Source organism: Arboricoccus pini (assembly GCF_900187945.1).
Classification (GTDB): Bacteria; Pseudomonadota; Alphaproteobacteria; order Geminicoccales; family Geminicoccaceae; genus Arboricoccus; species Arboricoccus pini.
Genome location: NZ_FYEH01000006.1, coordinates 174854 through 198150, shown reverse-complemented (window position 1 = coordinate 198150; position 23297 = coordinate 174854). Strand labels below are relative to the sequence as shown.

16 protein-coding genes are annotated in these 23297 nt (G+C 59.4%); 9 read left to right on the top strand and 7 right to left on the bottom strand.

Annotation, left to right across the window (positions count from 1 at the left end; genetic code table 11):
* The first annotated feature begins 38 nt into the window (after positions 1-38).
* Together betB and betA are read left to right on the top strand one after the other, a co-directional pair.
* On the top strand, positions 39-1496 hold the full coding sequence (betB, locus tag CFB17_RS10470; protein ID WP_088561573.1) for a betaine-aldehyde dehydrogenase: 1458 nt from the start codon (positions 39-41) through the stop codon (positions 1494-1496).
* 44 nt (positions 1497-1540) lie between these two features.
* Complete coding sequence (gene betA, locus CFB17_RS10465; protein WP_088561481.1) at positions 1541-3265, top strand: choline dehydrogenase; 1725 nt, start codon at positions 1541-1543, stop codon at positions 3263-3265.
* Between the two features lie 38 nt (positions 3266-3303).
* On the opposite strand, the gene dps is transcribed toward betA, so the two are convergent.
* Positions 3304-3867 (bottom strand): DNA starvation/stationary phase protection protein Dps, encoded by a 564-nt coding sequence (dps, locus tag CFB17_RS10460; RefSeq protein WP_207762012.1) that lies wholly within the window; start codon positions 3865-3867, stop codon positions 3304-3306.
* A gap of 185 nt (positions 3868-4052) precedes the next feature.
* Positions 4053-5156 (bottom strand): glycosyltransferase family 4 protein, encoded by a 1104-nt coding sequence (locus CFB17_RS10455; protein ID WP_088561480.1) that lies wholly within the window; start codon positions 5154-5156, stop codon positions 4053-4055.
* A 312-nt stretch (positions 5157-5468) separates the two neighbouring features.
* On the opposite strand from CFB17_RS10455, the gene CFB17_RS10450 reads away from it, so the two are divergent.
* Positions 5469-7520, top strand: coding sequence for an NAD(+) synthase (locus tag CFB17_RS10450; RefSeq protein ID WP_088561571.1), 2052 nt, complete (start codon positions 5469-5471; stop codon positions 7518-7520).
* Here the strand turns inward: CFB17_RS10450 and CFB17_RS10445 are convergent.
* Positions 7517-8194 carry an HAD family hydrolase gene (locus tag CFB17_RS10445; RefSeq protein WP_088561479.1) on the bottom strand — a complete coding sequence of 226 codons (678 nt, stop codon included), beginning with the start codon at positions 8192-8194 and terminating at the stop codon, positions 7517-7519. The two genes, CFB17_RS10450 and CFB17_RS10445, sit on opposite strands and share 4 nt — an antisense overlap.
* A 328-nt stretch (positions 8195-8522) precedes the next feature.
* Between CFB17_RS10445 and CFB17_RS10435 the strand changes: the two genes are divergently transcribed.
* From CFB17_RS10435 to CFB17_RS10415, 5 genes are all read left to right on the top strand, one after another.
* Positions 8523-9983, top strand: a complete 1461-nt coding sequence (locus tag CFB17_RS10435) for an efflux transporter outer membrane subunit (RefSeq protein ID WP_165769549.1) — start codon at positions 8523-8525, stop codon at positions 9981-9983.
* On the top strand, positions 9983-11170 hold the full coding sequence (locus tag CFB17_RS10430) for an efflux RND transporter periplasmic adaptor subunit (protein ID WP_165769548.1): 1188 nt from the start codon (positions 9983-9985) through the stop codon (positions 11168-11170). The genes CFB17_RS10435 and CFB17_RS10430 overlap by 1 nt, the downstream gene beginning before the upstream one ends.
* The gene (locus CFB17_RS10425) at positions 11167-14298 is read left to right on the top strand and encodes an efflux RND transporter permease subunit (protein WP_088561475.1); all 3132 of its coding nucleotides are present in this window, start codon (positions 11167-11169) and stop codon (positions 14296-14298) included. The genes CFB17_RS10430 and CFB17_RS10425 overlap by 4 nt, the downstream gene beginning before the upstream one ends.
* 5 nt (positions 14299-14303) lie before the next feature.
* The gene (locus CFB17_RS10420; RefSeq protein ID WP_088561474.1) at positions 14304-17411 is read left to right on the top strand and encodes an efflux RND transporter permease subunit; all 3108 of its coding nucleotides are present in this window, start codon (positions 14304-14306) and stop codon (positions 17409-17411) included.
* 104 nt (positions 17412-17515) lie between these two features.
* Positions 17516-18715, top strand: coding sequence for an MFS transporter (locus CFB17_RS10415; RefSeq protein ID WP_207762011.1), 1200 nt, complete (start codon positions 17516-17518; stop codon positions 18713-18715).
* 22 nt (positions 18716-18737) lie between these two features.
* Here CFB17_RS10415 and CFB17_RS19015 read toward each other — a convergent pair whose 3' ends face one another.
* The 4 genes from CFB17_RS19015 to CFB17_RS19815 all read right to left on the bottom strand — a co-directional run bounded on the left by CFB17_RS19015 (position 18738) and on the right by CFB17_RS19815 (position 21342).
* Positions 18738-19604 (bottom strand): glycosyltransferase family 25 protein, encoded by an 867-nt coding sequence (locus CFB17_RS19015; RefSeq protein WP_133063890.1) that lies wholly within the window; start codon positions 19602-19604, stop codon positions 18738-18740.
* A 60-nt stretch (positions 19605-19664) separates the two neighbouring features.
* A complete protein-coding gene (locus tag CFB17_RS10405; RefSeq protein ID WP_088561471.1) occupies positions 19665-20405 on the bottom strand; it encodes a carbonic anhydrase in 741 nt (246 codons plus the stop codon).
* A gap of 97 nt (positions 20406-20502) precedes the next feature.
* Positions 20503-20958: a DUF488 domain-containing protein gene (locus CFB17_RS10400; protein WP_088561470.1), complete on the bottom strand. Its 456-nt coding sequence runs from the start codon at positions 20956-20958 to the stop codon at positions 20503-20505.
* A 249-nt stretch (positions 20959-21207) separates the two neighbouring features.
* Entirely contained in the window at positions 21208-21342 is a 135-nt protein-coding gene (locus tag CFB17_RS19815; RefSeq protein ID WP_279311740.1) for a hypothetical protein, read from the bottom strand.
* Positions 21343-22061: 719 nt separating this feature from the next.
* Here CFB17_RS19815 and CFB17_RS10395 point away from each other — a divergent pair.
* The gene (locus tag CFB17_RS10395) at positions 22062-22979 is read left to right on the top strand and encodes an aliphatic sulfonate ABC transporter substrate-binding protein (protein ID WP_165769547.1); all 918 of its coding nucleotides are present in this window, start codon (positions 22062-22064) and stop codon (positions 22977-22979) included.
* Positions 22980-23297: the final 318 nt, after the last annotated feature.

Here is a 23297-nt window from a genome sequence, read left to right as displayed (position 1 = left end):
GTTAAATAATGGGCGTACCGGTTATTGGAGCCAAGAGCATGGTTGGACGGGTTGGAAGCTTCATAGACGGACGGGAAGTCCAGGCTGGCGGTGAACCTTTCCACTCGATCAACCCGGCTAATGGCGAGATCCTAGCGGAGATCGTGCCGAGTGGCCCGGCTGAAATAGACATGGCCGTTCGAAGCGCCACGGAGGGGCAGGGCCGCTGGGCCGCTTATACCGGCGTCGAGCGCGGTCGCGTTTTGCGGCGGGCAGTGGATATTCTGCGCGCGCGTAATGAGGCGCTGGCCCTGCTCGAGACCCGGGACACCGGCAAGCCGATCGCCGAGACAAGCACCGTCGATATCACCACGGGCGCCGATGTGCTCGAATATTACGCGGGCCTGACCAGTGCCATCGAAGGCGAAGCGATCCCGCTCAATTCGACGCTCTTTGCCTATACGCGCCGGGAGCCTCTGGGTGTCACGGCCGGGATCGGAGCCTGGAACTATCCCATCCAGATCGCCCTCTGGAAGTCAGCACCGGCGCTAGCCGCTGGGAATGCCATGATCTTCAAGCCCTCGGAGGTCACGCCGCTGAGTGCGCTGGAGCTTGCACGCATCTACCTGGAGGCCGGTCTTCCTCCGGGCGTCTTCAATGTCGTCCAGGGCGGCCGGGAGGTCGGGAGCGCCCTCACCAAGCATAATGGTATCGAGAAGATTTCGTTCACTGGCGGCGTCGAAACCGGACGCCGGGTCATGGCCGATGCAGCCCTCTCGACCTTGAAAGACGTCACGATGGAGTTGGGCGGCAAGTCGCCGCTTATCGTCTTTGCCGATGCCGATCTTGAGCGTGCCGCCGACATTGCGATGACGGCCAATTTCTATAGCTCCGGCCAAGTATGTACCAACGGTACCCGAGTCTTCGTCGAACGGCGCGTTTATGATGACTTCGTGCAACGTCTGCTGAAGCGGATCAAGCGTGTCCGCGTCGGCGATCCCGAAGATCCGGCGACGAATTTCGGCCCGCTGGTCAGCGCTGCCCACATGGCCAAGGTGCTGGACTATATCGCCGCCGGCAAAAGGGAAGGGGCGACGCTCCTTAGCGGGGGCAACAGGATGGAGGGCGCCTTTGTCAGAGGCTGCTTCGTCGAGCCCACCATCTTCGCCGATTGCCATGATTCGATGCGTATCGTCCGCGAGGAGATTTTCGGGCCCGTACTCTGTCTGCTTGTCTTCGATGATGAAGAGGAGGTTGTTCGGCGTGCCAATGCGACGCCGTACGGCTTGGCCGGCGGGGTCGTGACCGAAAATCTGGCCCGTGCCCACCGGGTCATCCACCGGCTGGAAGCCGGCATATGCTGGATCAATACGTGGGGCGGTTCGCCACCTGAGATGCCCGTCGGCGGGTTCAAGCGTTCAGGTATCGGGCGCGAGAATGGCCTGGCTACTTTACAGCAGTATACGCGCATCAAGGCCGTTCAGGTCGAGTTGGGTCCCTATCCGCCGAGCTTTTAGGTCCGGATGCGTGCCTGCAGATTTCAGCGATCGGAGCTATCCCAATGAAGCCGCGCACCTCATTCGACTATGTCATCATCGGCGCCGGCTCGGCGGGTAACGTTCTGGCCACCCGACTGAGCGAAGATCCAGACATCACCGTGCTTTTGCTTGAGGCAGGTGGACCTGACTATCGCTTCGACTTCCGCACGCAGATGCCAGCGGCACTAGCCTATCCCCTCCAGGGACGGCGATATAACTGGGCCTATGAGACCGAACCCGAGCCATTCATGGATAATCGCCGCATGGAATGCGGGCGAGGCAAGGGGCTGGGCGGCTCATCTCTGATAAATGGGATGTGCTATATCCGCGGGAACGCGTTGGATTATGACAACTGGGCGCAGAAGCCGGGCCTCCAGAACTGGAGCTATGCCGACTGCCTGCCCTATTTCAAGAAGGCGGAATCGCGCGATATTGGCGGCAACGACTATCACGGGGATAGCGGGCCGCTATCCGTCACCACGTCCAAGCCCGGGGCGAATCCGCTCTTTGAAGCAATGGTCGAGGCGGGCGTTCAGGCTGGCTATCGACGCACGGAGGATCTCAACGGCTATAGCCAGGAAGGCTTTGGTCCGATGGACCGTTCGGTTACCCGCAACGGGCGTCGTTCCTCAACCGCCCGGGGCTATCTCGATCAGGCGAAGAGTAGACCGAACGTCACCATCCGGACGCACGCTCTAACCGACGTGATCGTTTTTGACGGCAGGCGGGCAACTAAGGTACGTTACGAACATAGGGGCCAGATCTTCGAGGCCATTGCCGAGCGCGAGGTTCTGCTCTGCGCCGGTGCCATCGCCTCGCCAATCATTCTACAGCGCTCTGGCGTGGGGCCGGCTGCCCTCCTGCGGCAGCATGATATTCAACTTGTTCAGGATATGCCGGGGGTAGGAAGTAATCTCCAGGATCACCTTGAGATGTATTTGCAATATGCCTGCCTCAAACCCGTGTCGCTCTATCCCGCGACAAAATGGTGGAACCAGCCGAAAATCGGTCTTGAATGGCTTCTCTTCGGCCGAGGCATAGGAGCGTCCAATCAATTCGAAGCCGGTGGCTTTATCCGATCCGATGAGCGTTTCGCCTGGCCCAACATCCAGTTTCATTTCCTGCCGATAGCCATCAACTACAATGGCTCGAAGGGTATAGAAATGCACGGGTTTCAAGCTCACGTGGGTTCTATGCGTTCACCTTCGCGAGGCCGCGTCCAGATACGCGACAGAAACCCTCGCAGCATGCCCAGCATACTCTTCAATTATATGAGCCACGAGCAGGATTGGTTGGAGTTTCGCCAGGCTATCCGCCTGACGCGGGAGATTATGGCGCAGCCGGCGCTCGATCCGTTCCGTGGCCAGGAACTCAAGCCGGGGATCGACGCGCAGAGCGACGCCGAGCTTGATGCCTTCGTCAGAGGACACGCCGAGACCGCCTATCATCCCTCCTGTTCCTGCAGGATGGGAACAGACGATCATGCCGTCGTGGACGCCGAGGGACGCGTGCATGGAATCGAAGGATTACGAGTCATCGATGCGTCGATCATGCCGGAAATTATCACGGGCAATCTCAACGCGGCTACGATCATGATCGCGGAAAAAATGGCTGATGTCCTACGACGCCGGCAGCCTCTGCCGCGCGACAATGCACCCTACCATGTCGCGGGTTCCGCACCGCCTCGCGAGCGACAACCGCTTCGCGCGACGAGCACTGCCGCCGGCAATCAGGAACAAGCTGCCTAGAGCAATGCTACCTAGCAGCCCGACCTGCTTTGGTATGGTCAGGCTTTGTTGCCATCCCGCAGCTTGCCGGTGGGCTCTTGCACGTGAGCTTCGAGGAACCAGAGCTGCTTGTCGACGCCGCGCGAGATCTCGGTAAACAGGTCGGCGGTCCCGGGATCACCCGCCTCGTCTGTCTCATCAATGTTCTGACGGACCGCATTCGCGTAAGCCGCAAAACGATCAATAAGAGCCGCTAGATGATCGGCGATGGCATAGATATCAGTTGGATAAGGATCGAGCGCAGTCGATGCACTAACCGCCTGGACGGTACCCTTGGCCGTGCCGCCCAACTGCGCAATGCGCTCGGCAACCTTGTCGTTGAAATCGTCCATCTCGTCACGAAAGCCGTCTAGCATCTCGTGGATGCCGATAAATTGCGGTCCTTTGAGATTCCAGTGCGCTTGTTTGATCGTCAAAGAGAGATCGATGCCGTCGGCCAAACGCTTGGATAGAAGATCGATCGATACCGTCTTCGCGTTCGAGGTCGTGTTGTTACGGGTGGCATGCATGCGAGCGCCGTCGCCTTGGCTCTTTAGGTCGGCGGGCTTCTTGGCGGTAGCCATGGCGAGGGTCCTTTCCTAGGATCGTCCAACTCTGGCTCTAGCGGGAATTTGGGCTGGTAGAAGTCTCGCGTCGGATCGACGAGCAGACCCGATCGCTCAATGTCGTGATAGGGCAATAAGCAATGATGAATTGACCGTACTTTTTGCTCGCGGACCGCTTCCTGCCCATCATTCCGTCGCCTATCTCACGAGGCCAGAGGCTTGGCCTTCATGGAGGCAATCCCTGACCTAGCAGACGTCGGCTCACCTTTGTCTCGTCGCCGCTCAGCGATCACGCGCTCGTAGATCGCCAAATAATCATCCGCCATGCGGTTGGCAGTAAAGCGTCGCTCGAAATGCGCCCTGACTCGCCGGCGATCGAAGCGATGAATGGTTCGAGCCGCTTCAACGGCCTGCTCGATGTCGTTGACGAGTACCCCGGTTACGCCATCGTCGATGACTTCGAGAACCGAGCCGCAGGGAAACGCTATCACCGGCGTTCCACAGGCCATGGCCTCAATCATCACGATGCCGAAGGGCTCGGGCCAATTGATGGGGAAGAGCATCGCTTGGGCGCCGCCCAGGAATTCCGCCTTATGATGATCGTTGATCTCGCCCACATATTCAATCAGCGGCTGATCGAGTAGCGGCTTGATGCGCTGGTCGAAATAGGCCTGGTCAGCGGGATCGATCTTGGCAGCCATCTTCAAGGGGATGCCCGCGCGAACGGCGATCTCTATGGCTTCCTCCGGCCCTTTCTCTGGCGACATGCGGCCAAGAAACGCCAGATAGCCCCGTGTCGGCGAAGGGCTGAACGTCAAGAGATCCTTGGGCAGGCCGTGATAGACATTTCCCGCAAAGTTCAAGAAAGGCACAGGCTGGCGCTGCGACATGGAGATCGATACCCGCGGATCGCGGTCGAATTCGCGATAAAGCGGCTGCAGATCCGTCATGTCCTGGCGGCCGTGCAGTGTGGTTACGTGCGGAACGTCGACCATGCGCATGAGCGGATGCTGAAGATGGTCGATATGGAAGTGGATGATGTCGAACTCGTGCGCCCGCTGGCGAACTTTCTCCATCATGAGCGTGTAGTGTGGCAGGGGGTCCTTGACCCGACTGTCGAGGCGCAGCGCACGCGGTGCGCAAGGAACAAGCTCGGATGTCGTCAAAGAATCACCGCTGGCGAACAGAGAGATCTGATGCCCCTTGCGCACCAATTCCTCGGTCAGAAACGACACGATGCGTTCCGTGCCCCCGTAAAGCCTGGGCGGCACGCTCTCGAAGAGCGGCGAAACCTGGGCAATTCTCATGCGATCCGATCCATCTCTACACCATCATGAAGCACAACAACCTATGCCACGATCGCGGAACCAATCCTTGGCGTGATAAGTTCGTGCTGCCCTGATCCCAAGGTTGATGGCCTCAAATAACGACATCGCTTGATACGACGGTTCGCTCATTTGCAGCCAGCAAATAAAGCGATGAGAGGGCATAGAAGTTCCTGATCCGTCGCGTTTTTTCGCGAACCTCCGGCCGCCGCGCGGCAGGGCCCCAACCTGGCTGTGACAAGGAACGGAGCGCGTTCTATCATGGCGGCAAATGATCGGCCGACGTTGGGCAACATGACGTTCCATTCGCTCTATAGTCACGGATTCGTGCGGGCTGCGTCCTGTACCTTCTCGACGGTGTTGGCCGATCCTAGCGGCAATGGCGCCGCCATATTGAAGATCGCCCATCGATGTCATGCCGAAGGCGTGGCTGTTGCGGTGTTCCCGGAGCTCAGCCTATCGGGCTATTCTATCGAAGATCTCTTGCATCAGAACGCCCTTCTGGATGCCGTTGAAGCCGCTCTGATCGAGCTCTGCCAGGCGACGCGGGAATTGATGCCCGTCCTGATCGTCGGCGCCCCGCTCAGATATCGCGGGCGGCTCTACAATACCGCCATAGCCCTGCATCGTGGGACCATTTTGGGCATCGTCCCAAAGATCTATTTGCCAAACTATCGAGAGTTCTACGAGCGTCGACACTTTGCTTCCGGCGACGACGTCGCAAATGCCAGCCTCGTTATCGGCGGCAGTGAAGTCCCATTTGGCTGGGACCTCCTTTTTGCGGCCACCGATCTTCCTCTCGTCACCTTCGGCATCGAGATTTGCGAGGATATGTGGATTCCTAATCCGCCTTCCTCGAGCTTGGCGCTGGCTGGCGCGCATATGCTTTTTAATCTTTCGGGCAGCCCCATCACGATCGGACGGGCCGAGCAACGGGCCCTCCTTTGCCGCTCGCAGTCGGCACGTTGTCTTGCCGCCTACATATATTCGGCAGCAGGCGCTGGCGAATCGACGACAGATCTGAGTTGGGACGGACAGACATCCATCTTCGAGAATGGCGCTTTGCTGGCCGAGGGCCCCCGGTTCAGCGACGTGGAGGCCCTCACGATCGCCGATATCGATCTTGGCCTTCTCGCTCAGGAGCGGATGACTACCGGTACGTTCGACGATGCGCGCAAGGCTGCCGTCAACGCGAATGACTACCGGCGCGTCACCTTCGAGTTGGATCCCCCCACGATCGACCTGGGTTTACGCCGTCCGCTCGAGCGATTTCCCTTCGTGCCTGCCAATGCAGCGCGACTTTCAGAGGATTGCTATGAAGCCTATAACATCCAGGTCTCGGGTCTGGTGCAGCGCCTTCGAGCAGGGCGAATAGGCAAGATCGTCATTGGTGTGTCGGGCGGCCTCGATTCAACCCACGCTCTGATCGTGGCGGCGCATGCCATGGACGTCCTCAAGAAGCCCCGTGCCGACATCCTCGCCTACACCCTGCCGGGCTTTGCCACGGGCGAGGCGACGAAGGCCAATGCCCACCGCCTGATGACTGCTCTGGGTGTGACGGCGCGGGAACTCGATATTCGCCCGGCGGCACGCCTGATGCTGGCGGATCTCGGCCATCCGTTCGCGCGAGGTGAGGAGCAATTCGACGTCACGTTTGAGAACGTCCAGGCGGGCCTGCGCACCGACTATCTCTTTCGCTTGGCCAACATGCATGACGGCATCGTCCTTGGCACGGGTGACCTGTCCGAGCTGGCGCTTGGCTGGTGCACCTACGGTGTGGGCGATCAGATGTCCCACTACAACGTGAATGCGGGGGTGCCAAAGACGCTCATTCAGCATTTGATCCGTTGGGTCGGGGCGACGCCCGCCTTCAAGGGCCAGGCGGAGGCCGTGCTGGCCGATATTCTCGCCACGGAGATATCCCCCGAGCTGGTGCCGCAGCGCGAAGGCCAGCCGCTCCAGAGCACGGAATCGGTCATCGGACCCTATGCCTTGCAGGACTTCAACCTTTTCTACACGCTCCGCTACGGAATGCGGCCCTCCAAGATTGCCTTTCTGGCTTGGCACGCTTGGCGCGACGCTGACGCCGGCGCATGGCCGTCGAATTTTCCGGCAGATCGCCGGCCTTCCTACGACCTCGCTGCCATCAAGCACTGGTTGACGGTGTTCGTTCGCCGGTTCTTCGCGTTCAGCCAATTCAAGCGCTCTGCCCTGCCCAATGGCCCCAAGGTCGCGGCAGGCGGCTCACTGAGCCCGCGCGGAGACTGGCGTGCGCCCTCGGACGGTAATGCGAGGGCTTGGCTTGCAGACATCGAGCGGTATGTGCCCGATCGGGAGGGCGCCTAGATTCGAACTCCCAGCTCGAAGAGGCCTCGATCGAGGTGTGCCGGATCCTCGAACACGCGAAAGGCCCCGGCTTGAACGAGTTCGTTTTCGCCATAACCGCCGCTCAGCACGCCGACGGCCAGGGACCCTGCCCTGCGGGCCGCCAGGATGTCCCAGATGCTGTCACCGATCACGAAGCATTTTTCAGGCGGCAGGCCGATTTGACGCGCACCCTCCAGGAATAGGTCTGGGTTGGGCTTGGCATACGGCACCACGTCGCGGGTGACGATCTTCATCTTGCTCATGTCGAGGCCGATCGTCTCAATCATGGGCATAGCAGTTCTCGCCCTTCCACTCGTTGCGATCGCCCAAGGCACGTCTTCGTCGGTGAGGCGTTGGAGCAACTCGCGGGTTCCAGGCAGGGGACGAACGTTGACGAGGTGGCGCTCGAAGGCGGCCGTATGGAGCGTGTTGAGCTGCTCTCTGAGCTCGTCGGTGATCGGGATGGGTGATTCTCTTTGCAATGCCCTGGCAAATAACCCACCACTCATTCCGATGCGACGGTGAATGCGCCAGACGGGAATGGCGAGCCCCACGCTTTGCAGTGCCTCGGACCAGGCGACCACATGCTGATACACGCTGTCCATCAACGTTCCGTCGAGATCGAAGAGGAAACCCTGCTCGTCATTTGCCATAGGCAGCTCCTTGCTGTCGTCAATTCGCGGAACCTTGCGTCCCCCGATCAATCTGGAACTCGGCGTCGCGCAAGAAGTGCCGAGGCGAGTGCATCAGCGTAGCTTCGCCGGCAATTTTGCGGCCAAGCTAACGATCACATCTTGTACCGACGGGATTGCCCGGATCGAACGTTCGATCCTTATGACCCAGCTTGGCACAACCGGTTCTATCGAAGAAGCTGTCGAGACATGAATGGCCCCACCGAACCTCCAATCATGCGCAATGTTCTGGCGCCCGTTCCATCGCGCAGTGCTCATTCGCGGATCCGCAACGGTATTGATGGCGGCCATGGTCTCTGCGTGTGCGCTCAACCCGAACGTACCGCCAGCAGATCTCGATATTCCCGCAGCATTCAAAGCCACGCCGGCGAGCGCCGCATCGGCTTGGCCTGATGCTGAATGGTGGAGAGGGTTCGGGTCCGGTGAACTTGATGGCCTGATCGCCCGGGGTCGAGCAAGCAACCAGGACATCGCGGCGGCCGTCGCCCGTGTTCGTCAGGCGGACGCGCAGATCCGCGTGGCTACCCAAGCACTGCTTCCCAGTTTGGATGCCTCGGGGACGGCGACGCGCACGCATCAGGAAACGCGCGGAACGTCATCTAAACTCACGAGCGTCGATGGAACCAGTCTGGGAAGCTCGTCCGGCGGCTCCAACGATTCGAAGAGCTATGAAGCGGTGCTAGATGCATCCTATGAAATCGATTTCTGGGGCAAGAACCGGGCGCAACGCCAATCGGCCGAAGCTAGCGCGGTAGCGACGCGCTTCGATCAGGCAAACGTGGCGATTGGGATCGATGCGTCGATCGCCAATACTTATTTTGCCATCCTGGTCGGCCAAGAACGGCTTCGCATCGCGCACGATAATCTCCAGGCGGCAGAGGACATTCTCAAGGCCCTACAGGCGAGACGCGAAGCGGGCCTTGCCACAGCGCTCGACGAGACCCAGCAGGAATCGGCGGTAGCAGATCTTCGCGTCGCCATTCCGCCGCTGGAGCAGGCTATCGAGCAGAACACCAACGCTCTGGCCATTCTGGTCGGTGAACCTCCAGAACGGTTGAAGGTGGCGGGCAGCGACCCTGCCTCCCTACAGTTGCCGCAAATCCTGCCCGGCCTTCCTTCCGAGCTTCTCGCCCGGCGGCCGGATGTGGCTTATGCCGAAGCGAGCCTGGATGCAGCGCGATTCGATGTCCAGGCGTTGAAGGCGCAAATGTTCCCCTCGATTCAGCTCACTGGAAGCGCCGGTTATACGAGTTCGGCCCTGCATGAACTGTTCGATCCCGTCGGCCGGTTCTGGCAACTCGCCACCGGCGTCACGCAGCCGCTCTTCGACCTCTATGGGTTGGAGGGTCAGGTCGCGGGCGAGAGGGCAGTCTATGAGGAACTGCTCGCTAATTACCGAGCTGCCGTCCTGGCCTCATTTCAGGACGTCGATGACGCGCTCATCGCCGTGCAAAAGAGCAAGGAGCAGGAAATCCTGCAACAACGTTCAGTTGAGGCGGCGCAACGCGCCTATGACATATCGTTGGCGCGTCTTGGGGAAGGTATCGTGGATCTCCAAACCACCCTCAGCACGGAGCAGACGCTCTTTAGCGCGCGCGACTCGCTGGCACAGGTCCGGCTGGACCGTCTGCAAGCCATCGTTACCCTCTATCAGGCATTGGGCGGTGGATGGAGTCGACCGGGCGACCCTATCCAAACACCGGCGCAAGCGCAGCTCGTCAGCGTCTCCAGAGCCGGTGGGCGTCCGTGATGCGCAAACGGTGGATCTTGATTTCTCTCCTGGTCGTCGTTCTGGCCGGCGCTGGCTGGTATTTTTGGCGGCGGCACGAGACCGCCGGCCAGCACGACGCGCAGGCTACCTCATCGACAATCGTGCCGGTTCTGACAGCACGCGTTCAGCAAGCCAACGTGCCCGTCTATTTGGAGGGTGTGGGGACCGTCCAGGCTTATCAATCCGTGCTGGTACAGCCGCAGATCGACGGCCGCCTGCTCGAGCTGCGTTTCCGCGAAGGCCAGGATATCAAGAAAGGCGACCTGCTGGCCCTCATCGACCCTGCCCTATATCAGGCGCAATTGGACGAGGCGATCGGCAAGATGGGCCAGGACTACGCGCAGTTAGCCAATGCCAGGCTCGACGCGGCAAGGTATCAACGGCTGGCCAAGACCGACTATGCCACCAAGCAGGAAGCCGACACGGCGGCAGCGCAGGTCCGTCAATATACGGCACTGGTCCAGTCCGATCAGGCCGCCATCGACAGCGCGCGCACATCGCTTGGCTATACGCGCATCACCTCACCGATCGACGGGCGAACTGGCATCCGCAAAGTCGATGTCGGCAATATCGTGCGCGCATCGGACACAACGGGTATCGTGACGATCACCCAGCTTCGGCCTATATCCGTCCTCTTCACTCTCCCCGAGACCCAGCTTTCATCGCTAGGCAACGCAATGGCTGCGGGCGTGCCGCTAGCCGCGCAGGCCTTCCGGAGTGGTGCCGACGAACCGCTGGATCGGGGCTCACTGGAAGTCGTCGACAACGAGGTCGACACGACCACCGGAACGATCAAGCTGAAGGCAACCTTCCCAAATGCGGAGTTGCAGCTCTGGCCCGGTCAATTCGTTAATGTCAGGTTGCAGATCGATACTCGCAAGGATGCGCTGACGATTCCGGCAGCAGCGGTACAGCAGGGTCCCGATGGTACCTTTGCCTACGTTGTCGAGAGGCAGGGCGATACAGCGACTGTGGCTCGCCTCAAGTCCATCCAGGTGGCCCAAGAAGATGAAAAGCGGGCGGTGGTGACGAGCGGCCTGTCGGCAGAGGACGAGGTCATAACGACCGGGTTTGTCCGATTGACCGACGGGGAAGCGGTCCGGATCGATCGCAGTACGGCTGGTGATGCGGGTGCCGCCGGTAGCCGTGCGGCATCAGGATCGTGAACGTCTCGGCGCCTTTTATTGCCCGACCGATAGCAACATTGTTGTTGGCCGTCGGCCTCCTGCTGGCGGGCATCATGGGCTATCGCGAACTGCCCGTGGCTTCATTGCCGGAGGTCGATTTCCCCACCATCCAGGTTTCGACCCGCCTGCCCGGTGCCAGCGCTGATACGATGGCCAACCTGGTGACGGCACCGCTCGAGCGTCAGCTCGGCCAGGTACCGTCCTTGACGTCGATGAGCTCTACCAGCGCTGCCGGTCTGTCGCAGATCACACTTCAGTTCGCATTGGACCGCGATATCGATGCGGCGGCACAGGACATCCAATCCGCCATCAATGCGGCCGACTCGACGCTACCAAGCAACCTACCCTATCCGCCAACCTATTCGAAGGTCAATCCGGCGGATGTGCCGATCCTCACCATCGCGCTGACCTCCAGCGAGCTACCCGTTTCTAGGCTGGCGGACCTTGCCGATACTTTTCTAGCACAGCGCCTGAGTCAGGTAGCCGGCGTCGGGCGCGTGTCCGTTCAAGGGGGCATCAAGCCAGCGGTCCGGATCCAGGTCGATCTCGACAAGCTCGCCAGTCTGGGGCTGGGCCTCGATACCGTTAGAACGGCGATCGCCGATGCCAATACGAACGGGCCCAAAGGAAGCTTGAACGGGGCGGACAAGGCGTTCACCGTCGCCGCCAACGATCAGCTCGAGGACGCACAAGCCTATAAAGACGTTGTCGTTGCCTATGCGAACGGCGCCCCTGTCCGACTGCGTGATGTCGCCTCCGTCATTGATGGCGTCGAAAACGACAAGGTTGCCGCCTGGTCGGCTGCGAGTGCGGCGGTCGTGATCGACGTGCAACGGCAGCCGGGCGCGAACATTGTCCAGACGGTTCAGAGCCTTCGCGAACTTGTGCCGCGCCTTAAGCAGGCGATGCCGCGAGGTGCGGCCCTTTCGATCGTCAATGACCGAACGGAGACGATCCGCGCTTCCGTGCAGGATGTTCAATTCACCCTCATGCTCTCGACCGCCCTCGTGGTCATGGTCGTCTTCATCTTTCTTCGCCAGGTAAGTGCTACGCTCATCGCCGCTACCGCGCTGCCCTTGTCCCTGCTCGGCACGTTTGGCGTCATGTGGCTTTGCGGCTTCTCGCTCGACAATTTGTCGCTTATGGCGCTCACGATCGGCACGGGCTTCGTGGTCGACGATGCGATCGTCATGATCGAGAACATCTCCCGTCGGCTCGAGGCTGGCATGCCGCCGCTACGCGCAGCCTTCGAGGGTGCTGGCGAGATCGGCTTTACGGTGATCTCGCTGACCGTGTCCCTGATCGCGGTCTTCATTCCTCTACTTTTCATGACTGGCGTGGTCGGGCGCCTGTTCCGGGAGTTTGCCCTGACCTTGACGATCGCCGTCGTCGTCTCGGCGGTCGTCTCCTTGACCCTCACGCCCATGATGTGCTCGCGCCTGATGCGCGATCGCTCCCATGCAAAGCAACCAGGCCCTATTGGCCGCGGGATCGAACGCATTCTGGACGGCTTTCAAGCCGGTTATGCCAGCAGTCTGCGTGTCGTCCTGAGGCATCGCATCCTGATGCTCCTGGTGGCGATTGGCACCGCCGTCCTGACCGTCTGGCTATATCTCATCGTGCCTAAAGGATTCTTGCCGCGACAGGATACCAGCCTGATCATTGCGACAACCGAAGCGGCGCAGGATGTGTCCTTCGACGCTATGAGCCGCGCGCAGGAACAGGTTGCTGAAATTGTGGGGCAGGATCCTGACGTCGTCAGCACGACATCGCTAGTCGGTGTCGGGACAGCGGTCTCGGCTCCGAATGCCGGGCGATTGCAGATCGTTCTTAAGCCCAAGGAAGACAGGGATCAGACGATCTCGGCCGTCGTCGACCGCCTGCAGCAACGTCTGGCGGTGTTGCCGTCCGTCCGAGTTTTTTTCCAGCCCGTCCAGGACGTGCAACTCGGCACGACGACAGGCAGGACGCAGTATCAGTATCGTCTGACTTCCAGCGACAGCAAAACACTTCAGCTATGGACCGGGCGTCTGACCTCGGCGATGTCGGCACTCCCCGGACTGATTGGTGTATCCTCAGACCTTCAAGATTACGGGCCACGCGTTCAAATCGACGTCGATCGCGTCCTGGCCGGCCGTCTCGGCGTCACGATGAGTGCTGTGCAGAACGCGCTGTCGGACGCATTCGGGCAGCGGCAGATCTCGACCATTTTCGGTCAGTCCAACCAATACCGCGTCGTCCTCGAAGCCGAGCCCCGGTTCCAGCGCGACCCAGCGACGCTTAGTCGGCTTTACGTCAGTGCGAGCGATGGAACGCAAGTGCCTCTGACGGCCGTCGCGCGCATCTCGCGGACGACCGCACCGCTGGTCGTCCTTCGCCAGGATCAGTTTCCCGCTGCGACGATCAGCTTCGACCTTGCATCATCAATGTCGCTGGGTGCTGCCGTCTCGGCGATCGAGGCTACCCGGCAAGATATCCGTATGCCTGAGACAGTATCGGGCGTCTTTGTCGGCGATGCCGCCGAGTTCGCCAAATCCACGGCGAACGAGCCCTTTTTGATCTTGGCGGCGATTGTAGTCATCTACATCGTCCTGGGTGTTCTGTATGAGAGTCTCGTCCATCCCTTCACGATCCTGACGACCCTGCCATCGGCAGGTGTCGGGGCGCTCGTTGCCCTGATGCTCTTCAATTTGGAACTGACGCTTCCGGGCCTGATCGGGATCGTTCTCCTCATGGGCATCGTCAAAAAGAACGCCATCATCATGATTGACTTCGCCATCGAGGCGGAGCGCCGTGACAAGCTTGCACCGCTGGATGCAATTTTTCAGGCCGCAACGCTCCGCTTCCGGCCAATCACGATGACTACCCTAGCAGCCTTGTTCGGCGCCGTGCCGCTGGCAATAGGCAGCGGTCCGGGGGCCGAATTGCGCGTCCCGCTTGGTATCACCATCATCGGCGGCCTTCTGCTCAGCCAGCTTCTTACCCTCTACACGACCCCGGTCATCTACCTTGCGATGGGTGGCCTCAAGGACAGACTAGTCAGTCGGTCGAAATCTCGAAGTGTCGCAGGGCCTCGTTCGTCGGGCCTTGCCCGGCCCGCTGAGTAGCGGCCATGCGGCTCAGCGTCTCGGCACCTTTCATCCGCCGGCCGATCGCAACGTTGCTGCTGTCGATAGCGCTGCTTCTGACAGGCCTCATCGCGTATCCTTTTCTACCGGTCGCGTCTTTGCCGATGGTCGACCTGCCGACGATCAGGGTGACGGCTAGCGAGCCTGGCGCGGATCCCGAGACGATCGCGGCAACGCTGGCTGCGCCCCTGGAGCGGCGCATGGGCGAGATTGCCGGGGTCACCTCGATCACATCGAGCAGCACGCTCGGATCAACCAATATTAACGTCCAGTTCGATCTTTCGCGCGATATCGATGGCGCCGCGCGCGACGTTCAAGCCGCGATCAATGCAGCCGCCGAGGACTTGCCCTCCGACCTCACCCAACAACCACGGCTGCGCAAATCCAACCCGGCCTCAATCCCCATTCTCATTTTGGCCATGACTTCCGATCAATCGCCAAGCCGGGATCTCTACGACGTCGCGGACACGACGGTGGGACCCCGTTTGTCTCAGATCGAGGGGGTGGCTGAAGTGACCGTCAGCGGTGGCGAACAACCCGCCATCCGGGTCGCAGTCGATCCCCGGCGTCTCGCTGCCAGAGGAATCAAGCTGGATGACGTTCGGACGGCGATAGCTAATTCGAACGTTCTCAGCCCTCTTGGCGTCTTCGATAGCAGCGATCTTTCGATCACCATCGGCCTGAATGGGCAGTTGAAGACGCCTGCTGCTTATGCCGAGGTACCGATAAAGCTGGCTGACGGCACGATCGTGCGACTGGGCGATATCGCCACGATCCGAGAGGGCAGTCGTTCAAGACTCAACGCTGGCTGGTTCAATCAGAAGCCGGCCATTCTTCTCTTCGTACAGAAGGCGGCGGACGCGAATACGGTTGCCACCGTTGCCCGCATCAGGGCGCAACTGCCGAAGCTGGCGGAATTCATCCCTGCGGGCATGTCGGTCAACATCGTTTCCGATCGGACCGAGGTCATCCAGGCCTCCGTCCACGACTTGCAGTTCACCTTGCTCTTGAGCGCCGTCCTGGTGATGGCGGTCGTTGCCGTTTTCCTAAGACGCATTGTGCCGACCCTGGCCGCGGGCCTAGCGTTGCCGCTCTCGCTCGCGGGCACCCTCGCTGTCATGTGGATCCTCGATTACAGCTTGGACAATCTCTCGTTGATGGCATTGACCATATCGGTCGGCTTCGTCGTCGACGATGCGATCGTCATGATCGAGAACGTCTTTGCCCACCTGGAGCGCGGCATGCGGCCGCTGCGTGCGGCCATGGAAGGGGCGCGGCAGATCGGCTTTACTGTCATCTCGATCAGCATTTCGCTGGTGGCAGCCTTCATCCCGATTCTGTTCATGAGTGGCATCCAGGGGCGTTTTCTGCGCGAGTTCGCGGTGACGCTCTCCGTGGCGGTCGTCATCTCGGCCATCGTCTCTTTGGTCGTTACCCCTGTCGTCTGCGCCTATTTCATCAAGCGCAGCCCACGCCCTGGCGAGACCTGGCTCGATCGCCGGATCGAACCATTGCTCGACGCCCTGGCCAGCGGTTACGAACGCAGCCTTCGTTGGGCTTTGAAGCGCCGGGCATGGATGAGCGGGGCCACCTTGGTCGTCCTGATCATGACGATTGGCCTATTTCGAATCATCCCGGCGGGCACGTTGCCGCAGGACGACACGAGCTTGATGTTCGGGAGCGTGCAGGGACCGGCCAATGCGTCGTTCGAACGGATGAAGGCGCTGCAGGAAGAGGTCATCGCCATCCTGCGTCAGGATCCCGCCATCGAATCGGTCGCCTCATCGATCGGCTCGAGCGTCTTCTCGGCGGGAAATTCGAGTAACATGTTTGTTGCTCTCAAGCCGTTCGAGCAACGAGATGCATCGATCTTTCAGGTTATCGAACGCCTACGTCCACAGATGCAGCGTATTATCGGTGCCCAAGTGTTTTTCTTTCCGGCTCAGGAGGTGCCGACGGGCCCAAGGCAGACATCCGGCCAGTTCCAATACACGCTCTGGAGCCCCGATCTTACGCTGCTCACTCGGTATGCAGCGACCGTTACGGAGGCGATGCGCAAGGTCGATGGCGTCACCGACGTGTCGAATGACCGGAATGAGCCAGGACCGCAAGCACGCCTCATCGTCGATCGAGATGCCGCATCGCGTCTCGGCGTTTCGATGCAGGACATAGACGCCGCTTTGAACGACGCATTCTCTCAGCGCCAGATCTCGACGATGTACGGCTCGCGCAATCAGTATCAGGTGGTGCTCGAGGCCGAAGGTGGGACGCATCGTAGCCTTGCCGGCATCGGCCATATCTACTTGGCGGGCACGGACGGGGCCTCGGTACCACTCTCAGCGCTAATCAGAATCGTCCGTGATGTTTCGCCCTTGACCGTCAACCACCAAGGGCAGTTTCCCTCGGTCACTATAAGCTACAATCTTCGACCGGGTACCGCGCCAGGAACAGCGCTCGCCGCCATCAATGAAATGGTGGACGGCTTACACTTGCCGGACGAGATCCACACCATACCCATTTCGGGTTTCTCCGCGTCCAGCAGCCAGGAGGGACTGCTACTTATTGCGGCCGTAATCGCCGTCTATCTCACCCTTGGCATTCTCTATGAGAGCCTTCGTCATCCCTTGACGATCATCTCGACCCTTCCGTCCGCCGGATTGGGCGCGCTGCTGGCGCTCAAGCTTTTCGGCATGGATCTCTCGCTCATCGCGCTGATCGGGATCCTTCTTCTGATAGGTATCGTCAAGAAGAACGGGATCATGCTGGTCGACTTCGCGCTGCAGGCCGAGCGCAATCAAGGGTTGCCGGCTAAGGAAGCGATCACACGGGCTGCCGTGGAGCGATTCCGCCCGATCATGATGACGACGCTGGCAGCCCTGCTCGGCGCGGTACCGCTCCTGATATTTACAGGTCCAGGCTCAGCTTTGAGGCGGCCTCTTGGCGTTGCGATCGTGGGCGGCCTTCTCATCTCCCAGCTTTTGACGATCTACACCACGCCCGTCATCTACCTGTTGATGGATAAGATCCGTTGGCCGTTCGCCAGCCGTTCCGGCGAGGCCAAGGTCCGCCAGGCCCCGTTGATGGAACCGTGATCCGATAAAGTTGCAGCCCTTCGAGCCTAAAAACCTGTTAGACGTCCTCCCCGACATTTCATCCGCCTCTTCCCGGTTTTATTCTCTCTGCAAAGGCCATTATCGTGCGCGGCAACGATAAGTCGGTTCGAACCACGTTGATTATCGTCGGGTTCGTCATCCTCACGTTCCTATGCTACCTTACCATCGGCATTCCTCTGGCGGTGGTTCCGGGCTTCGTGCACGAGCAGCTGGGTTTTGGATCAATGCTGGCCGGTCTCGCGATCAGCAGCCAGTATGTGGCAACCCTGCTATCTCGCTCGTCAGCCGGGCGAATGGCCGATGTCGACGGTCCGCGAAAGACTGTCCTCAGAGGTATGGCCGCCTGCTTCCTCAGCGGCATCCTGATGCTGGCGGCCGCCTACACCTCGAGCTACCCCCTTCTCAGCCTCGCATTCCTCATTATGGGCCGTTTGGCCGTCGGCTTCGGCGAAAGCTGCATTGGCACAGGTGCAATTCTATGGGCCGTGGCAACGGTCGGCCCGGAATCGACGGCCAAGGTTATCTCATGGAACGGCATCGCCACCTTCGGCGCCCTAGCGATCGGCGCCCCGGTGGGGGTGGTCATGTTCGACTCCTTTGGCTTTGGTGTGATCGGTGCAACCATCCTCTTCATAGCCGTCCTCGGCGCATCGATTGCGTGGCGTAAACAGGCGACGGCGATTGTCGCCGGCATACGGCTGCCATTTAGACGCGTACTCTTACGTGTGCTGCCGCATGGCCTAGGACTGGCGTTAGGTTCCATCGGCTTCGGCACGATTGCGACATTCATCACGCTTTATTTCGCCAGCAAATCATGGCCACATGCGGCCATGGCCCTCAGTGCTTTTGGGCTCTTCTTCATTCTAAGCCGGCTTTTCTTTGCCGACTCGATCGCACGCTTTGGTGGCTTCAAAGTGGCGATGGCTTCCTTTGTCGTCGAGGGGCTGGGGCTATTGGTGCTATGGCACGCTAATGGCCCGATTGCCGCTCAGCTTGGCGCGGCTTTGACTGGTGGTGGGTTTGCGCTCGTCTTTCCGGCGCTTGGCGTCGAAGCTGTGGGTCAGATCGCGCCTGCGAGCCGTGGCACGGCGCTCGGCGTCTACTCAGTCTTTCTCGACTTGGCACTCGGTATAAGCGGCCCGCTTGTAGGGTTTTTGATAGCGCGAGCGGGATACGAAACGGCGTTCCTCGCCGCTGCCATGGCATCGGCTGCCGGATTGGTCCTCACCATGGTGCTTGCCACGCATACGAGAGCGGCCGCCGGACGCGCCGAGAAAGTCTAACTTGAACTGATGTTAGAAGCCCTCAAACCTTCGAGCGCCCACCCCAAAGACGCTGATACACTGCATACCCGATGACAACCGGCAGTGCTGTGAAGACTGCATAGGCTTCGAAAAGGAGCGGCAAGCGGGCGAAGACTTTTTCGAACCAGAGAGGCTTCGTGATCAAATGGTGAAGGCGCAGTGAGCGCTTTGCGCGAGCCTCGGCGAAATGGTCACTGGCACTACCATCCTGGATCGCGAGCATAGGCAGTGCCGCGAACGTCTCCGGCAGCATGGCGTAGTAAGCGTCGATGCCCTTGCCGGCTATCTGACGGCGAGGGAGGTGCCGTCGCTGGTCGAATGAGTGGGCTTCCAGCCATTGCAGCAGTGGGCGGTTGGCAATGTAGGCATGGGCACAAGCCGAGGACACCCTGAGCGTGAATGGCGTATGGAAGCGCGCCCAAAATGGCCAGTGGCCGAGAAAATAGATACGCCAGTCAGCCGGCAATTTCGCAATTTCGCGCGGGATGCGAGCTATACGCTTCGGGGTAGCACGGTTCATGAAACGTACATCGTCTTCCATGATAAGAACGTTTTTCAGCCCTCTCGCTAAGGCGTCCATCGCCACCGCGCGGTGCGATTCCCATATGCCGGCCACTACCCGAGTTGGGTGACGCTCGGGCCTATAAAACGTGACATGACGACAGAGGCCGAGGGCGTGAAAATGCTTTGTAGCACGGTCGGTTCTTTCGGCCCGGCTCTGCAGCGATATGCAATAGGCGCCGTCGAGAAAACTCCAGTCACAGGGCGTGTCCTGTTTCGTGCCGTTGCAGTACGGGCAGTCTGGATCGTCCTGGCAAGGATGAAAGAGGGCGGTACGGTCGTGATCCGCCGCTAGATCGGAGGGCATGGGGTAACCGACGCTGCTGTAGGAAGCAGCTTCTTAGCAGATCGCAAAAGCGTGCGGGTGCTAAGAGACGGCGTGCTGCACGAAGCGTTCGGGCGCGATCCATCCGTTATCTAGGACTCGGGCGCCTGAGAGCGGGTGAGCTGCACCTTTGGCCGGCACAAATCGCGCATCTTTGTCATCGAACGCCAGAAGCTCGCCGATAGTGAGGTCGAAATACCACCCGTGCAGGGCGAGGTCATTGTGTGCCACGCGTTCTTTGACCCAAGGAAAGGTGAGAAGATTTTGTAGCGACAGCACGACGCCTGCCTCTTCCAGCAATCGTTCTTCTTGCTCCGGCGGCAGTTTGGTACGTTGAACGGCAGTTCGCGCCGCCGCTGCTCGTTCAACCCAAGCATCGACGAACTCAAAGCGGTCCTCATGACCGGCGGTGCCGCGTTCATGAAGTAGCTTCATGCCACCACACTTGGCATGGCCGAGGACGACGACATGGTCAACGCGGAGGGCTCGTACTGCGAATTCAATCGCCGAGCTCGTACCCTGCACCTTTGAGGCGGGCGCATAGGGAGGTACGATTGCCGCGACATTCCGGATAATGAAGAGCTCGCCCGGCCGAGCCCGAGTCATGATGGCAGGATCGACCCGGCTGTCGGAACAGGCGATCACGAGGACAGCGGGCCGCTGGCCAAACTGCGCAAGGTCGGCCATGAGCTGGTCGTCGGTATCGAAATGATCCGCTCGAAACTTCTCAAACCCATTGATAAGCCGCGTCAATGGCCCGTCATCGACTTCGCTCTGTCCCATCCCGCCTCATCTCAAATGCTGCTGCTCTATGCCCCGATCGTCTGCCAAGGGAAAGCTGGGTCGTTCTCGATGCGACCCAACGTCTCGCCAATCGGGTTCACGGTTGGGGAGGGAGCGGTTCCAGGTGGATGAACTTGGCACCAATGCCTTGTTCGAGCCGCTCGGCTAGAACCGCACGGTGGCAGCTCTTATGGTCCCGCTCAAAGCAAAGCAGGCAGATATGCTTGCCTCCACGGACCAGTTCCTTGAGCTCCATGAAGGCAAAATTAGCCTCGGGCGTCTCAAGATGCTTTTCGTAGATCGCCCGCATCTCGGCAGTTCGGCCTTCACGGGCGGCCTGTCTGCCGCTCGCCGGAGTACCAAGATCACGCAGATGTAAATAGTCTATGCCGAACGTCGCTATCCCGTTTGCCAGAAGGCGTTTGGAAAAGCCCGGCCGTCGCGACGCCGCTATGGCACGCACGTCGATCAGTACTTCAACGCCGTTTTGACGAAGCGTGTCGTGAAAGGCAGCGAGCGTCGTGTCCTGATAACCGATAGTCGACGCTACCATGTGGACCCCACAAGAAGATGGCCGCAGCACCCAGAGCTGTAGCTCGACGTCTTATCAGATGAAAAATAAGCGGGGTTCAAGGCGAGAAAAGATGCCCGTCGGTACGCGCGGGCGGGCGTCAGACGAAGAGGACGTCAGTAAGCCTGCCGATCCGAAGATTCAGCAGGCGCGCCGTTCATCCTGGACAGCAAGCGCTATCAAAGGGCGCAGGCTTTTTGCGTACCTTGCCGCCGGCTGTGCCGAGACAGCTCAGATCAGCTTGAACAGCGACACTCCAAGGATCACGATGACCAGCCATGATGCAAGGCTCACGCCTGCAGCAAACGCGAAATCGCCTAGAGGTCGATGCCCAGCATCCAGCCGCCGCGTTGTGGTGTCGTTCATTTGAATGCCTCCGCGCCCTTTTATCATGTCACTAAAACGTCATGTAGCGAGACCCTGTCAGTAAGACAATGGTGCAATGCAAAAACGAGGTGTCTAAATGTCGATGTTTTGAAGAAAACAAAGGTGATAAAATTATTTATTAGGTATATATAAGTATCGTAAAATAATAAATTTGCAATGATATGCAAAATTTCAAATAAAATTAGCCATAAAACGCAAAAAATCAAATCTACAAATATAATAAAAAACAAAATATTGATAATATAGTTATTTGTTCTTCACATAAGCAGATCGTATTAATATATGTGCTGCTACATGCATCGATATATTTTTTTATGAGGCAAAAATACAAACAATTTAATTTCAAAAACGCGCAGAAAATTTTTTTAGCTAAAGCTCGATAGAGCGTTATTTTCGCCGTAGATCCACGACTGGCGTCCGATAATGGTCTCTGAAGAGGGGGGTAAGTCTTGCGTGTTGCGATGCGGCAACGATCCGCTGGCTCTCATGCACGCCCCCCCTGCTTCCGGTTGCCGAACCATTCGTGGGTCGTGTTCAATGCCTGTTCCACCCACCCGAGCGCATCGCTCGCATCGATCCAGAGAGATCCGACTCAGGCCTGCACACGTTGAAGAGAAGCTATGATATTACGAGGTCAAACGAGGCGTCGCATTATAGGCGCGATAGCGACCTCCGCCACCCTCGCGGGCAATCGGGCCGTGTCTGCCAAGCCGTCAAGCGTCCTTCGCATCGGCTGGCTTAAGGGAACCAACACCCTGACGTTGCTGAAAGCCCGCCAGGAGTTTTTGGCGGGGATGGGTGCGGAAGGCATTGACGTCGAATGGGCGGGGCCGTTTCCGGCATCTTCTCCCGCCGTCGAGGCGATGACCGCTAGTGCGATCGATGTGACGGTGGGCAGCTCCACGTCATCGGTCGTAGCGTTGGCCGCCGGTGCTCCGATCGTCCTGTTTACCTATCAGCCGCTGGGACCACAGGGCGAAGCTATTATCGTTCGCAAGGCCGATGACATTCGAACGGTCGCGGACTTAGTCGGACGACGTGTGGCCGTCAATCGGGGCGGAACGGGTGAGTACCTCTTGAGGCTCGCGATGAGCCGATATGACCTGCCTGAGGGATCGCTCACGACCGTCTATCTCAGTCCCGCTGATGCGGGCAACGCATTCCTGCAGGGCGCCGTGGATGCATGGGCCATCTGGGATCCATGGCTGACGATCGCATTAACGCGTTACGACGCGCGGGTCCTCCTGGATCGAAGTGCCATTGGCTCCGAAAACGCGATCGTTACATTGGCCAGCGAAGAATTCGTCGCCCGTGATCCTAAGTGCCTGCAACTTCTATTCGACGCCCTATTGCAGGCGAACCAATGGGCAGTGGCTCATCCGGAGCAAGCCGGGTCGATGTGGGCGGCCGCGATGGATCTGCCGTCGACGCTCGGAGCGCCGCTGGGCAATCACAATGCGGTGCCGGAGAGAGGGATCGCGAGAGGCGACCTTAAGACATTGGAGACGATCGGCCGATGGTATCGGCAAGCCGGCATGATCGGCCAATTGCCAAACCTGTCGAAGGCGATTGTCGAGTTGGAGCCAAGCCTACCTGCTGGACCCGAGCGCAACTGATGCTGTAGCATCCAACTTACGCGACAGTGATTTCCGTTGGAATGTAAGCTAGGGCTTACGATCTGGACCTTGTTGGGTGCCGCTCCAGGATACAGGCGCGAACAAAATTACCGTGTTTCCTGCGTTCGATCACGCTAGAGTGATTTTTAATCGTATTTACTATCGCTATTGGTTAGGAAACCTAGGGTTGATAATCGGCAGGTAGGCTCTCGGATTGGCGTGAGCGGCGATGTCGAAAAGCTAGAGGCGCCCACGATGTCGGGTCTCGGAATAGACAAAACACGAAGACGTAATGCCCGATCTCATCGTGCCTTCGAT